Origin of the sequence: Natronococcus occultus SP4, from assembly GCF_000328685.1 — an archaeon.
In the GTDB taxonomy this organism is placed as follows: domain Archaea; phylum Halobacteriota; class Halobacteria; order Halobacteriales; family Natrialbaceae; genus Natronococcus; species Natronococcus occultus.
Genome location: NC_019974.1, coordinates 1877752 through 1889858, shown reverse-complemented (window position 1 = coordinate 1889858; position 12107 = coordinate 1877752). Strand labels below are relative to the sequence as shown.

Annotated in this window: 15 protein-coding genes; 8 read left to right on the top strand and 7 right to left on the bottom strand. The window is 67.9% G+C overall.

Going from position 1 to position 12107, the window contains the following annotated elements:
- Positions 1-56: 56 nt before the first annotated feature.
- The 4 genes from NATOC_RS09395 to NATOC_RS09380 all read left to right on the top strand — a co-directional run bounded on the left by NATOC_RS09395 (position 57) and on the right by NATOC_RS09380 (position 2805).
- The gene (locus NATOC_RS09395) at positions 57-767 is read left to right on the top strand and encodes a hypothetical protein (RefSeq protein WP_015321196.1); all 711 of its coding nucleotides are present in this window, start codon (positions 57-59) and stop codon (positions 765-767) included.
- Between the two features lie 136 nt (positions 768-903).
- Positions 904-1227 (top strand): hypothetical protein, encoded by a 324-nt coding sequence (locus NATOC_RS09390; RefSeq protein ID WP_015321195.1) that lies wholly within the window; start codon positions 904-906, stop codon positions 1225-1227.
- A gap of 149 nt (positions 1228-1376) precedes the next feature.
- On the top strand, positions 1377-1796 hold the full coding sequence (locus NATOC_RS09385; RefSeq protein ID WP_015321194.1) for a hypothetical protein: 420 nt from the start codon (positions 1377-1379) through the stop codon (positions 1794-1796).
- A 211-nt stretch (positions 1797-2007) separates the two neighbouring features.
- Positions 2008-2805, top strand: coding sequence for an alpha/beta fold hydrolase (locus tag NATOC_RS09380; protein WP_015321193.1), 798 nt, complete (start codon positions 2008-2010; stop codon positions 2803-2805).
- On the opposite strand, the gene NATOC_RS09375 is transcribed toward NATOC_RS09380, so the two are convergent.
- Positions 2806-3441, bottom strand: coding sequence for a metallophosphoesterase family protein (locus NATOC_RS09375; protein WP_015321192.1), 636 nt, complete (start codon positions 3439-3441; stop codon positions 2806-2808).
- A 94-nt stretch (positions 3442-3535) separates the two neighbouring features.
- On the opposite strand from NATOC_RS09375, the gene NATOC_RS09370 reads away from it, so the two are divergent.
- Together NATOC_RS09370 and NATOC_RS09365 are read left to right on the top strand one after the other, a co-directional pair.
- Positions 3536-3727 carry a hypothetical protein gene (locus tag NATOC_RS09370; RefSeq protein ID WP_015321191.1) on the top strand — a complete coding sequence of 64 codons (192 nt, stop codon included), beginning with the start codon at positions 3536-3538 and terminating at the stop codon, positions 3725-3727.
- Between the two features lie 3 nt (positions 3728-3730).
- Positions 3731-4696, top strand: coding sequence for a TIGR03885 family FMN-dependent LLM class oxidoreductase (locus tag NATOC_RS09365; protein WP_015321190.1), 966 nt, complete (start codon positions 3731-3733; stop codon positions 4694-4696).
- Here NATOC_RS09365 and NATOC_RS09360 read toward each other — a convergent pair whose 3' ends face one another.
- On the bottom strand, positions 4697-5488 hold the full coding sequence (locus NATOC_RS09360; protein WP_015321189.1) for a helix-hairpin-helix domain-containing protein: 792 nt from the start codon (positions 5486-5488) through the stop codon (positions 4697-4699).
- 198 nt (positions 5489-5686) lie between these two features.
- Here NATOC_RS09360 and NATOC_RS09355 point away from each other — a divergent pair, with 198 nt between their 5' ends.
- Positions 5687-6205 carry a gamma carbonic anhydrase family protein gene (locus NATOC_RS09355; protein ID WP_015321188.1) on the top strand — a complete coding sequence of 173 codons (519 nt, stop codon included), beginning with the start codon at positions 5687-5689 and terminating at the stop codon, positions 6203-6205.
- A gap of 18 nt (positions 6206-6223) precedes the next feature.
- Here NATOC_RS09355 and NATOC_RS09350 read toward each other — a convergent pair whose 3' ends face one another.
- Positions 6224-7399: a CaiB/BaiF CoA transferase family protein gene (locus tag NATOC_RS09350; protein ID WP_015321187.1), complete on the bottom strand. Its 1176-nt coding sequence runs from the start codon at positions 7397-7399 to the stop codon at positions 6224-6226.
- Between the two features lie 65 nt (positions 7400-7464).
- The gene (locus NATOC_RS09345; RefSeq protein ID WP_049888718.1) at positions 7465-8679 is read right to left on the bottom strand and encodes a thiolase family protein; all 1215 of its coding nucleotides are present in this window, start codon (positions 8677-8679) and stop codon (positions 7465-7467) included.
- A 143-nt stretch (positions 8680-8822) separates the two neighbouring features.
- Between NATOC_RS09345 and NATOC_RS09340 the strand changes: the two genes are divergently transcribed.
- Entirely contained in the window at positions 8823-9434 is a 612-nt protein-coding gene (locus NATOC_RS09340) for a VOC family protein (RefSeq protein WP_015321185.1), read from the top strand.
- On the opposite strand, the gene NATOC_RS09335 is transcribed toward NATOC_RS09340, so the two are convergent.
- From NATOC_RS09335 to NATOC_RS09325, 3 genes are all read right to left on the bottom strand, one after another.
- On the bottom strand, positions 9435-10079 hold the full coding sequence (locus NATOC_RS09335) for a DUF6517 family protein (RefSeq protein ID WP_015321184.1): 645 nt from the start codon (positions 10077-10079) through the stop codon (positions 9435-9437).
- Between the two features lie 79 nt (positions 10080-10158).
- Positions 10159-11745 (bottom strand): spermidine synthase, encoded by a 1587-nt coding sequence (locus tag NATOC_RS09330; protein ID WP_015321183.1) that lies wholly within the window; start codon positions 11743-11745, stop codon positions 10159-10161.
- Between the two features lie 69 nt (positions 11746-11814).
- Positions 11815-12039, bottom strand: a complete 225-nt coding sequence (locus NATOC_RS09325; protein ID WP_015321182.1) for a hypothetical protein — start codon at positions 12037-12039, stop codon at positions 11815-11817.
- Between the last annotated feature and the right edge of the window lie 68 nt (positions 12040-12107).

Here is a 12107-nt window from a genome sequence, read left to right as displayed (position 1 = left end):
CGATCGCGAAGAGAAATCCTCATAGGAGCCGGGGCGAAACATCTGGACCAACGTCAATGAGTCTCGTCACCACCGGCGGTATCGCAGCGAGTATCGCTCCGAGCATCCTGCCGTTCGACGCTACCTACGGCGTCACGGTCGCCGCGACAGCCATGCTGGCGCTGTTTATGCTCGCGATGGTCTTTTTCGCCGTCGCGCCGGTCGTCTCCTCGAAGTGGGGTGAGGAGTTCGGATCGGACGTCGCCGCGCCGGCGGTTCCCGAGGACGACGCGGACGCGGCCGACGACGCGTCAGCGGACGACACGCCCGAAGCCGAGACCGTCGTCGAGGGTGAGGAGACGGCGTCGGCCGACGAGGCGACCGCGTCCTCGTCGGAAGCGGCCACAGCGGGCGCTGCCGACACCGCGGATACCGCTGACGCTGCGGACGCGTCGGACGACGTCTCCGGCGCCGACGTCGCGGAGGGGCCGTTCACGAACGACGAGCTGGGCAAACTCGTCGAGCGGGCCGACGGAAAGGTGATCGGCACGGTCGCGTCGGTCGGCGGCGATCGGGCTCGCGTCGAACCGAATCCGGACGCGCTGGATCAGATTCTGGTCCGACTCGGCCGCGCGGAGGTCGGCGAGCCCTTCGTCGTCGAGGCCGACGACGTTCGTGAGATCAACGATCGACGCGTCCACCTCGAGCGCGAGTTCGTCCGACCGACCGGCGAGCCGACGCCCGAAACCGACGGCGAGGCCGACGACGTCTCGGCCGCCACCGAGTAAGTCTCGGATCGAGAGCCCGTTTTCGCTGCTCCCTTCGAACCCGCCAGCCGGCACACTTTCTCCTTCGGACTGTGACGAGCCTGCCTCCGAGCGGCGAATAGCTACTTTTTTAATCAATAGCTTCAATTCGTGAGGTATGGCAACCCGTAACTCCCCGAGTGTCGACGACGCCGCCGTCGAACTTCCGCCCGCGATTCCGCTGGACGTGCCGCGACTGACGCGGCTGAGCTGGGAGCTCGGATCTCGAGTCCTCGAGGACGAGGCGGCGCGGCTCCAGAGCACGTGGGAGGACACCGAAACGCCCTGGAAACTGTCGATCTTTCGCGCGACGGACGCGACTGTCGTGCTCAAAGTCCGGACGCCCGTCGGGAGAGAGCGGTTCTACGGCGCCGCGGAGCTGGATCTCGAGGCCGCCGTGGCGACCCTCGAGACGGCGCCGTCGTGGCGGCGAGTCGACTGACGTCGCCCCGTCGATAGCTTCGGTCCCGTCTTCGACGCTTACTTTTCGTCGCTCGAGGTTCGAACCGCCTCCCGAGGTCCGACCCACCACTCGCCAGCCAGCCGTCGCAAGCACCAGCCACTTCTCTCGGTCGTCGATACCGTCGCCGTATGTGCGAGACGTTCACGGAGGCCGACGTCGGGAACCGTGTCGAAACCGCCGACGGCGAGACGGTCGGCGTCGTCGCCGTCGTCGACGGTAGCGTCGCCCGCGTGAGCCCCGTGCCGGCGACCGACCATCGCGACTCCGCGACCCCCGCGATGGCAACCGGCCCCGACGAGACGCGGACGCTCGAACCGTCGGCCGTTCGCGAACGCGCGGCCGAACGGCTCGTCCTCGAGGACGGTCGATCGATCGAGTTCGAGTCGTCGTCGGCCAACGGTCCCGGTCGAGCGACGTCGAGCGAGGACGCCGCCGAGACCCTCGAGGACGTCGGCTCGCAGTGCCGCGGCGTCGACGCGGAGCCGACCGCGGTCGCCGACAGCGATCCGGAGCCGCGGGTCGATCCGGAGGATCCCGAGACCTCCTGACGATCGACGCCGCGCCGTCGAAGGCCGGACGACCGTTCACGGGCGGTGTTCCTTCCGATCGGTCCGGTAGCCACTGGCCCGCTCCGATTTTATATCGCAGTAATTGATTTACGAAGGGGGGTGTGGCTGCGGCGACCGGTCGGACCGACGACGTTCGAGAGCCGCTGCCGGGCCGCGAACTAAGTTGCTTCTCGTCGTACGAGCGTCGACGATGTTGTTATCTGGCGACGGGCACGAGCGAGAGAGTATCGACGTCGACGGACCGGCGGACGCACAGGCGATCGTGTTCGTCCACGGTGCGATGTTCACCCGAACGATGTGGCTCCCCCAGCGTCGGGCGCTGGCCGACGAGTACCGGGTCGCCGCGTTCGATCTCCCCGGTCACGGGGCGTACGCCGACGAGAGCTTCCGGATGGAGCCAGCGATCGACCGCCTCGCGGAGACGATCGAGACCGCGACCGACGGCAGCGCGGTGCTGGTCGGGCTCTCGCTGGGCGGCTACGTGGCGACCGAGTACGCCTCCCGCCACCCCGAGGACGTCGACGGGCTCGTGCTGACGGGATCCAGTGCGAACCCCGTTCGCGGCATGGAGCTGGTGACCCGGGCCAACGGCGTCCTCGCCCGCCTGGCTACCCGTCCCGACCTCGGCAAACGCGCCGTCGACTGGCTGGCGACGCGGTGGGTCCGGAACCGCGATCTGGAGCCGGACGTCGAGCAGGCGATCATCGAGGCGGGCTTTTACCCCAAGCAGTTCGGCGACGCCGGGCCGGACATCGCGGGCGTGAACTTCCGGGAGAAGCTCTCGACGTACCCCGGGCCGACGGTGATCATCAACGGCGAGAACGACAAGATCATGCGCCGCGGCGAGCGGAAACACGCGGCGGCCGCACAGGACGCTCGCATCGAGGTGTTCGCGGACGTCGGCCACATCTGTAACCTCCACCGACCGGAGGCGTACAACGCGCGACTCCGGAACTTCGTGCGCCAGCGCGTCGTGCCCCGGCAGTAGTCACTCGGTCGAGTCGATCCCGTGGCTCTCGAGCGCCAGCGTCTCCGGGTCGAGCGCGTAGTAGCGCTCCCAGGCCGGCGCGAGGCTCACGACGCGGGTTCCCTCGATCTCGGCCTCCCGGTGGCGGTGGTGGTGGCCGACAAGACAGAGCTCCGGCGAGAGCGCCGCGAGCAGCTCGTCGACGCGCTCGCAGCCAGGATCGTAGCCGTACGATAGCACCCCGGTGGGCGCCTCGTGGACGAGCAACACGTCAACGTCCGGGAGCTCGGCCGCCTGCTCGACGTCCTCGTGGGTGAAATGTCGCCGACGCTCCCCGGAGAGCTCGTCCCGGGGCAGGTCGTACTTCGTCGGCGCGTAGTTGCCCGAGAGCCCCGCCACGCGGACGCCGTCGACCGTCGCCAGCGTACTCGCCAGCAGGTGGACGTTCCGGGTCCCCGCCGTCTCGCCAGCCCGCAGGGCTTCGACGGTATCGAAGTCCTCGTTGTTGCCGGCGATGAACCACGTCGGGGCCGGCAGCTCGTAGCACTCGAGGTCGCCGACCTGCAAGACGGCATCGGGTTCGAGCCGTCGGTAGTGATCGAGGAAGGCTTCCCGTCGGTCCGGGTCGGAGGTGTGGGCGTCGCCGAGGACGAGCATGCCAGACCGAAGGTGCCGGAGTCGGAAGTAAGGTCGGCGACGGGAAGCACATTCAGGGAGCGGGGTTTAGGCGATCGACGGTGCAGCGGTAGGTATGAGCGAGTCCGATCGACGCGAGATCGAGTCACCCGGAGACCGAGAGCGATGGGAGGACCGTCGGCACGGCGAGCTGCGGACGAGTCGCCTCGCGGACGGGAACTGGCTCGTCGCCACCCGTCCGTCGCAGGCGCCGTCGGCCGGCGTCCTCGCGGACCGAACCGACGACGACCGCGAAACTGAGGTGTGAGCCGTGGTCGAAATCGGCTTTCACGCCTCCCACGAACAGTTCGCGCCCAGCGACCTGCTCGAGTATGCCGAACTCGCCGACGAGTACGGCTTCGACGCGGTGTTGGCCTCCGATCATTTCCACCCCTGGAGCGAGCGCCAGGACGAGTCGGGGTTCGTCTGGTCCTGGCTCGGTTCGGCGATGGAGCGGACCTCCCTGTCGTTCGGCACGGTCAACGCGCCGGGCTACCGCTATCATCCCGCAGTTATCGCGCAGGCGGCCGCGACGCTCCGGGAGATGTACCCCGAGCGGTTCTGGTTCGCCGTCGGCAGCGGACAGCTGATGAACGAGGGGATCGCGGGCGTCGACTGGCCGCTCAAGGACGAGCGCAACGCCCGCCTCGAGGAGTGCGCCGAGATCATGCACCGGCTGTGGGACGGCGAGGAAGTGACCCACCACGGGCGGGTGGACGTCGAGCAGGCGACGCTGTACACCCGACCCGAGTCGCCGCCGCCGCTGTTTGGCGCCGCGCTCTCCGAGGAGACCGCCCGCTGGCTCGGCACCTGCGAGTGGGTCGAGGGACTGATCACGATCGCGACGCCCGACCACGAAGGGCTCGAGAGTCGGATCGAGGCGTTCCGCGAGAACGCCCCGGAGAAACCGATCGCCCTCAAGGTCCAGCTCGCCTACGCCGAGGACGACGACGCGGCCCTCGAGGGCGCCTACGACCAGTGGCGCACCAACTGCGCGCCCGGCTCGGTCACCCAGAAGCTGCGCACCCCCGAGGAGTTCGACGCACTGGGCGAGCAGGTCACCCGCGAGCAGGTCGAAGAGAGCGTTCGGATCTCGGCCGACCCCGAGGACCACGTCGAGTGGCTCCGCGAGGACCGCTCGCTCGATGTCGACAAACTGTTGTTGCACAACGTCACCCGCGAGCAGGAGCGGTTCGTCGAGGACTTCGGCGAGGAGGTCCTTCCGGAACTCGAGTGATCAGGCTTCGGCCCGGTCGATCCACTCCCGTGCCCGTGCGGTCGAGACCTCCGCGGCCTCGGCGATTGTCTCCGGATCGGACCCCGTCAGGTCGTCGACGGTCGTGATCCCCGCTTCGGATAGTCGGTCGCTGGTCATCGTTCCGATACCGTCGATCTCCTCGATCGTGCGGTCGGAGCCGATCGGAATCGACGTTCCACCGGCCTCTCGAGCCTGTTCGGCTTGCTGCTCGAGTTGCTCCTGGATGGCGTCGATCTGCTCGGCCTGGGTCTCGAGGAGCTTCTCGACGTCCTCGGTCCGGTCCTCGAGCTGGCTCTCGAGTTCGTCCTGTAGCTCCCGGGTCCGCTCGAGCTGTTCGCGAAGCTGCGCGGAGAGCTCGTCGACGTTCTCGACGGTCCGGTCCTCGATCTCGTGTGAGGACTCGAGCAGCCGTTCGGTGCTCGTCTCCATCGCGTCGGTAAACTCCGCGGAGAGCTCGTCGACGCTCTCGACGTCCCGCTCGAGTTCCCGCTCGAGGGCGTCGTAGAACTCCGCGTGGGTGGTTTTCAACTGGTCGAAGCTCTCGTCGACCCCTCCCAGGATCGGCTCCTGGTTCCCGCCCGGAACCATCGCGGTCATCGTCCCGATCGTCCCGTGGGTCATCGCCTGTGCGAGCTCGAGTTGCTGGCGCTGGAGTGACTCCTGACTCTTGACTCCGGTGAGCATCATTCGACTGACGGTCCCGCGGGTCGCGAAGCTCCGCTCGACGAGCTGCTGGCTTCCCTCGATCGTGGCTCGCTGCAGATCGAACATCGCTCGAATCGGTGAATCTGACTGGCTCATGCGTTTCCCACCTGGCTCCACCACCGCTCGTAATAAAGACCGAGCTTGCACAGAGAGGACTCGCACGGGGCCGAGAGGATATGCGGGCTCGCCACGCAATTCATACGGAACTGTGATAGTCGGCACTCCGACGACGACTCTTAAGATCCCGGTCGTGGTCGACCGATTATGGTCGACAGCCGAACCTACGAGTTCGAGGGTACTAGCCCGTCGATCGACGACGAAGCCAGCGTGAGCGGGGACGCGATCCTCGTCGGCGACGTCGAAGTCGCGGCCGAAGCGAGCGTCTGGCCGGGGGTCGTCCTCCGGGGCGACGTCGGTCCCGTTCGGGTCGGGCAAGGGACCCACGTCGGCGACAACGCGACGCTGCACGCGGCGACCCTCGAGGAGCGGGTGATGGTCGGACACGGCGCCGTCCTCAACGAGGCGGTCGTCGAGACGGGCGCGCTGGTCGGATTCAACGCGACACTGAATACCGACGCGACGGTCGGGGCTGGCAGCATCGTCGCCGCGGGGACCGTGATCCCCGACGAGTACGAGATCCCACCGGAGTCGTTCGTCCGCGGCGTCCCCGCCGAGGTCACGCCGCTCGCGGAGACGGGGATCGACCCCGAGGAGATCTTCGAGGAGTTCTCCTCGGGAGCGTACACGGATCTGGCCCGACGTCACGGCGACCTGTTCGAGTAGCGCCACGTTGCCGTCGTCTCAGCGAACCGCGTCCGACTCGAGCAGTCGGTCGATCGCCGCCTCGTCGTACCCGACCTCGGCGAGGTACCGACGGGTGTGCTCGCCGTGGCCGGGCACGGACTCGGTCGTCTCCGTCGACGTCTCGCGGTGCCGAGCCGGAAACCCGATCCTCGGGGGTGCGTTCTCGGAACGTTCGACGAGCCCGCGGGCCCGGAACTGCGGGTGCGCAGCCAGCTCCGCAGGCGCGTAGACTCCGGTGACGGCGGCGTCGACGTCCGCCAGCGCCGTCTCCCACTCCTCGCGGGTTCGCTCGCGGAAGACGTCCTCGAGTTCGGCCCGCAGGGCCGCCCGCACGTCCGGATCGTCCGTTCCGTGCTCGTCGACGAGGTCCTCCCGACCGACGGCCTCGCAGAACGCTCGCCAGAACTTCGGCTCGAGGGCCGCCAGGACCAGCCACCGCCCGTCGGCGGTCTCGTAGCTGTCGTACCACGGTAGCGCACCCGTCAGCGGCGTCTCGCTCGGTCTGGGCTCGGCAGGGTCGCCGGTGAGCGACTGGTAGGCGACCGCCTGGGAGAAGGAGGCGACGACGTCGGCCAGCGCGATATCGACGTACTCGCCGTCCGCGTTGCCGAGTTCCCGTGCGAGGACGGCCTCGACGATCGCGAACGCCGCGAACAGCCCGCCGGCCATGTCGCCGATGGGGTAGCCCGGCGTCTGGGGTTTCGCGTCGGGCGACTCGCGGGTCATGTCGAGCAGTCCCGCGACCGAGACGTAGTTGAGGTCGTGGCCCGCGCGATCGGCCCAGGGACCGTTCTGGCCGTACCCTGTGAGCGAACAGTAGATCAGCTCCTCGTTGTGCTCGAGTAGCGTCTCGTAGTCGATCCCCAGTCGGTCGACGACGCCCGGACGAAAACTCTCGAGGACGACGTCGCTCTCCTCGACGAGCCGGTAGAACGCCGCCCGGCCGTCCTCGCTTTTGAGGTCGAGCGCGACGCTTCGCTTCCCCCGATTCACCATCTCGAAGATCGCGCCGGTGTCCCGATCGGTGAGCGGCTCCATCGCGCGCGCGTAGTCGCCCGCGTCAGTGTCTTCGACTTTCACCACTTCGGCCCCGGAGTCCGCCAACAGCTGGGTCGCGTACGGGCCCGGCAACAGCCGCGAGAGATCGAGGATTCGAACGCCGTCGAGTCGCATACCCGAACGGTCGCGACAGCGATACTTTACCTTGATCCCCGCCGTGTCGTCGATCCGTCCCCTGCTTACAGCCGCTCGACGATCGTCGCGATCCCCTGGCCGAACCCGATACACATCGTCGAGAGCCCGACGTCCTCGCCCGTCCGCTCGAGTTCGTGGACCAGCTTCGTCAGCAGGGCCGCGCCAGTCGCTCCCAGCGGGTGGCCGTGGGCGATCGCCCCGCCGTTGACGTTGGTTCGCTCCCAGGGGGCGCCCGTCTCCTCGAGCCAGGCGGCGACGACCGACGCGAACGCCTCGTTGACCTCGAAGCGGTCGATATCGGAGAGCTCGTAGGCCGACTGCTCGAGGACGCGCTCGGTCGCCGGGATCGGTCCCGTCAGCATCGTCACGGGGTCGACGCCGACGACCGCCGTCTGTCGAATTCGGGCCATCGGCTCCCAGCCGTGAGCGTCGGCGGCGTCCTCGCTCGCGATCAGCAGGGCCGACGCGCCGTCGACGATCCCCGAGGAGTTGCCCGGGTGGTGGACGCCCGCGCCGTCCTCGCGAAAGGACAGCGGGAGCTCGGCGAGCGTCTCGCGATCGGTCTCGGGACGGGGGTGTTCGTCCCGCTCGACGACGACGGTCTCGCGGCTCGCTTCGTCCCCCGCTCGACCGTTCGAGTCGTTCGTTTCCCCGTCGAGTTCGGTTTCCACGGGAACGATCTGCTCGTCGTACCGACCGTCGTCCCAGGCCTCGCCCCAGCGGCGCTGGGAGTCGACCGCGAGCTCGTCGAGTTCCTCGCGCGTAAAGCCGTAGTTCTCGGCGATCCGCTCGGCGCCCTCGCCCTGGTGGGTCAGCTCGTCGAAGTGCTCGAAGTAGGTGTCGGTGACGGCGCTCTCCCCGGCGACGCCGTCGACGCCGTCCGAGCCCAGCGGCACGCGGGTCATGTGCTCGACGCCGCCGGCGACCACCACGTCGTGTTGGCCCGCCATCACGTTCGTCGCGGCGAAGTTGACCGCCTGCTGACCCGAGCCGCACATCCGGTTGAGCTGGACGCCCGGAACGGCGTCGCCCCAGCCCGCGACCATCGGCGCGATGCGGCCGATGTTGAGCCCCTGCTCGTCGACGGGAGTGACGCAGCCGTAGATTACGTCCTCGATCGTCTCCGGGTCGAACCCGTTGCGCTCCTCGAGGGCCGCAAGCGGCGCGGCCGCGAGATCCTGGGGGTGGGTGTCCCTGAACGAGCCGCCTCGCTTGCCGAACGGAGTCCGAACCGCGTCGACGACGACTGCCGTTTGCATGGCGTATACGTACCCGACCCCGCCTATAATCGTTCGGGCCCCGGCGTCGGGGCGGGAGCCGCCGTCGCCCGGATCGATCACGTCCGTTTCGCTCGCCCGATCCTGGGCACCGTTTACGGTCTTCGGGACCCTATCGGAAGCTGATGACGAACGATCCTGAGATCACGGCCGACCGACCCGACAGCCCGATTCGCCTCGCCGGCACCGACCACATCACGCTTATCGGCAGCAACGAGGACGACACGATCGAGTTCTACCGGGACCTGCTGGGGATGCCGCTGGTGCTCAGACAGCCCAACCTCGACGACCCCGAGTCGACCCACCTCTTTTTCGACACGGGAGACGGGCGGATCCTCACCTTCTTCGTGAACGACGACCGCCAGTCGAACGAACAGCCGCTTCGCCACCAGGTCGGTTCGGTACACCACCTCTCCTTTTCCGTCGAGCCCGAGCGGTTCGTCGAGACCAAGGGGGCCCTCGAGGACGCAGGTCGAGGGTACAACGAGTTCGATCGGGGGATCTTCCACTCGCTGTACACCCGCGATCACAACGGGCTGACGATCGAGCTCGCGACCGACAAGTTCGACGTGCCCGACGACCGCCGCGGCGAGGTGCTGGCGACCGCCCAGCGGCTCCGGGTGGAGGACGGCGCCGACTTCGCCGAGGAGCGCCACCTCGAGGCGGCCCTCGAGGAGCTGGGCATCGACAGCGAGAAATACGACCTGCCCGACGCCCCGACGGGTGCCGGACGCTAGTTAGTCGGGCAGCTCCTCGAGGACGCCGCCTATCAGCGAGCGGACGTGTTCGCCCTCGTTCTCGAAGGTGGTCGGATAGACGCCGAGGGTGGCGACCAGATCGTCGCCGGCCGCGACGGTCTCGGTGACGAGGACGTCGACGTCGACGGTCCGACCGCCCAGTTCCGCCTCGCCGGTGAACGTCGACAGCGTCGTCGACTGCCCGAGGACGGTCACGTCCTCGTCGGTTTTGTGGTCGACGTCCCCGATCCCGCCGTAGTTCGTGACGACCAGATCGACGAGCTCGGCCGTCGATCGCTCGCCGATCGGGTTGAGTCCCCGACCGAGGAGCTCGACCTGCGGGCTCGAGAACGCGACGAACTCCGCACCCTGGTGTTCGCCCAGCAGCCCCAGATCGAGCGTCTTCTCGTACTCGGTGAGTGCGTTGACCAGCACGATCTCCTCGGACAGCACCGAGACGTCGACGGTCTCCTCGAGGCGAAGCTCGTCGACGGCGGTCCGTTCGTAGCCGGCGTCCTCGCGAATCTCCGGCTCGATCCCGGCGGGCGTCGCCTCGTGGCTGTCGAGTCCGACGGTCCCGAGACAGCCCGCGAGACTCGCGAGCCCGACCGTCCCCGCTCCGGCGATGATCTGTCGGCGCTTCATTCTTTCATATATTTCAATCAGTACTACAAGACACTTTGGGTATCGAACCACTCTCGGACCGGAGCTTCGGATCGGTCTCCTACGTGGAGACCGGCGCAATAGCCGGGTTCGCCGTCGTCGGTTCCGAACTCTCGGTCTCCTCGATGACGTAGCGCTGGCCCAGCATCGGGTCGAGCAGGCTGTCGACAGGTGCCCGGTCGTCCCGCAGGACGGGGACGTCGTCGGTCTCGGGGTCGGCCATGTAGTGATCGACCTCGTCGCTCAGGTCGACCCCCAGCTCGCGCTCCTCGTTTCGTTGCTCGAGATCGCCCTGCGAGAGCGTCTCGCTGTCCGTGGTCGCGACCAGCTGGATGTTCTGGACCGAGTCCTCGTCCGACGTGCGGAAGCTGTAGACCTCCGGGAACGCCTCCTCCATCGTCGCGTACTCCGCGCGGTAGAACTCCGAGGCCGAGCCGCTGGGCGCCGAGACGACGTTCGCGAGCAAGACGCCGTCGTCGCTCAAGCGGTCGGCGGTCAGCTCCATGAACTCCGCGGTCGTCATATGAAACGGCACCTGGTCTTGCTTGTAGGCGTCGAGGACGATCACGTCGTACTCCTCGTCGGCGTTCTGGAGGAACTGCCGTCCGTCCGTGGCGTAGCTGGTCATCTCCTCGCCGTGCTCGAGACCGAAGTACTCCTCGGCGGCCTCGGTGACTTCGGGATCGATCTCGACGACGTCGACGTCGACGTCGTACCGCTCCTCGAAGTCCTGGGGCCCGGTGTACCCGCCTCCGCCGATAAAGAGGACGTCGTCGACGTCCTCGTGGTCATCAACCGTGAGCATCGGCAGGTGGAAGTACTTCGTGTAGGCGAAGACGTGGCGGTCGGGGTCCTCGAGGTCCATCGCGCTGTGGCGAGCGCCGTCCAGGTACATCGTCCGGATCTCGTCGTCATCGACGACCTCGAGGTGCTGGTGGGGGGTCTGGCTCTCGTGGATGACGTCGCCGCGGTGGTCGAAGTCGACGGGACCCCCGCCTGCGGCGGTGACGAGCAACAGGACGACGACGACGCTCGCGATCGTCGGATTCCGCGGGAGCGAGGGCAACTCGAGCGCGAGCGCGGTCGCGACCAGCACGATCCCGAACAGCAGTCCGATCTGGGCGATGCTCAGGTAGGGGATGAGGACGAACGTCGTCGCGCCGGAGCCGAGGATGCTCCCGATCGTGCCGAGCGCGTAGACGTGGCCGGAGGCCTCGCCGATGCCGCGTTTTCGGGACAGCTCAGCGGCGTAGGGGCTGATAAACCCCAACAGGTACGTCGGCGGGCCGAAGAGGATGATGACGGCCGGTAGCGAGGCGTACCGGGGTGGGATCGCCAGCGTCGACGTGTACGCGAGCAGGAAGTCGCTGGCGTAGATCACCACCGCGACGTACACCGCCGTCGCGAGCATGAGCCAGGACATCTCGCGGAGCGTCGCGAGCGACGCCCGTTTGCCGCCCTGCCAGTAGCCGAGGCTCAGCGCGGCGAGCAACACCGTCAGGATCCCGCCGACGGTGTAGATGTGGCTGCCGAACTGCGGCGCGACGATCCGTACCGCGAGGATCTCGAGGCCCATGCTGGTGATCCCCGAGACGAAGACGGCGAGCTCGGGCTTCGTGGGCCGGTAATCGGGGAGGGCGTTCCGCATTCGTTGTTCCCACAGTGTCGTCGGGTTCGTGAGTACCTGTCGGCTCGTCGCCGCCGTGATCGGGCCCGCCTACGGACGCGTCATCACGAGCGCGAGGACGAACAGCACGGCTGCGGCCGCGACGACGGTCGTGAAACTGACCTCGACCAGCCCGACGACCGCCGCGCCCGCGACGATCATCCAGCCGAACAGCAGCGATAACACCGCGTTGAGAACGAGCAGCACGCGCGGATCGCCCCGGGAGGACTCGAGTCCCTCGCGGAACCCCTCCGGGTCGGCGTCGGGGTCGGCCATACCCGAGTACGCGAACGTGGCTCACTTAGCCGTTTCCGTCGACCGCCGTCACCGGTATTTATCCTGCT

Bases quoted from the DNA above. Each gene is read 5' to 3' on its own strand.
- NATOC_RS09380 (WP_015321193.1), top strand. From the start codon at position 2,008: ATGTTGTTATCTGGCGACGGGCACGAGCGAGAGAGTATCGACGTCGAC.
- NATOC_RS09360 (WP_015321189.1), bottom strand. From the start codon at position 5,488: ATGTTCGATCTGCAGCGAGCCACGATCGAGGGAAGCCAGCAGCTCGTC.
- NATOC_RS09350 (WP_015321187.1), bottom strand. From the start codon at position 7,399: ATGCGACTCGACGGCGTTCGAATCCTCGATCTCTCGCGGCTGTTGCCG.
- NATOC_RS09340 (WP_015321185.1), top strand. From the start codon at position 8,823: ATGACGAACGATCCTGAGATCACGGCCGACCGACCCGACAGCCCGATT.
- NATOC_RS09355 (WP_015321188.1), top strand. From the start codon at position 5,687: ATGGTCGACAGCCGAACCTACGAGTTCGAGGGTACTAGCCCGTCGATC.
- NATOC_RS09325 (WP_015321182.1), bottom strand. From the start codon at position 12,039: ATGGCCGACCCCGACGCCGACCCGGAGGGGTTCCGCGAGGGACTCGAG.
- NATOC_RS09385 (WP_015321194.1), top strand. From the start codon at position 1,377: ATGTGCGAGACGTTCACGGAGGCCGACGTCGGGAACCGTGTCGAAACC.
- NATOC_RS09335 (WP_015321184.1), bottom strand. From the start codon at position 10,079: ATGAAGCGCCGACAGATCATCGCCGGAGCGGGGACGGTCGGGCTCGCG.
- NATOC_RS09330 (WP_015321183.1), bottom strand. From the start codon at position 11,745: ATGCGGAACGCCCTCCCCGATTACCGGCCCACGAAGCCCGAGCTCGCC.
- NATOC_RS09370 (WP_015321191.1), top strand. From the start codon at position 3,536: ATGAGCGAGTCCGATCGACGCGAGATCGAGTCACCCGGAGACCGAGAG.
- NATOC_RS09345 (WP_049888718.1), bottom strand. From the start codon at position 8,679: ATGCAAACGGCAGTCGTCGTCGACGCGGTTCGGACTCCGTTCGGCAAG.
- NATOC_RS09395 (WP_015321196.1), top strand. From the start codon at position 57: ATGAGTCTCGTCACCACCGGCGGTATCGCAGCGAGTATCGCTCCGAGC.
- NATOC_RS09375 (WP_015321192.1), bottom strand. From the start codon at position 3,441: ATGCTCGTCCTCGGCGACGCCCACACCTCCGACCCGGACCGACGGGAA.
- NATOC_RS09390 (WP_015321195.1), top strand. From the start codon at position 904: ATGGCAACCCGTAACTCCCCGAGTGTCGACGACGCCGCCGTCGAACTT.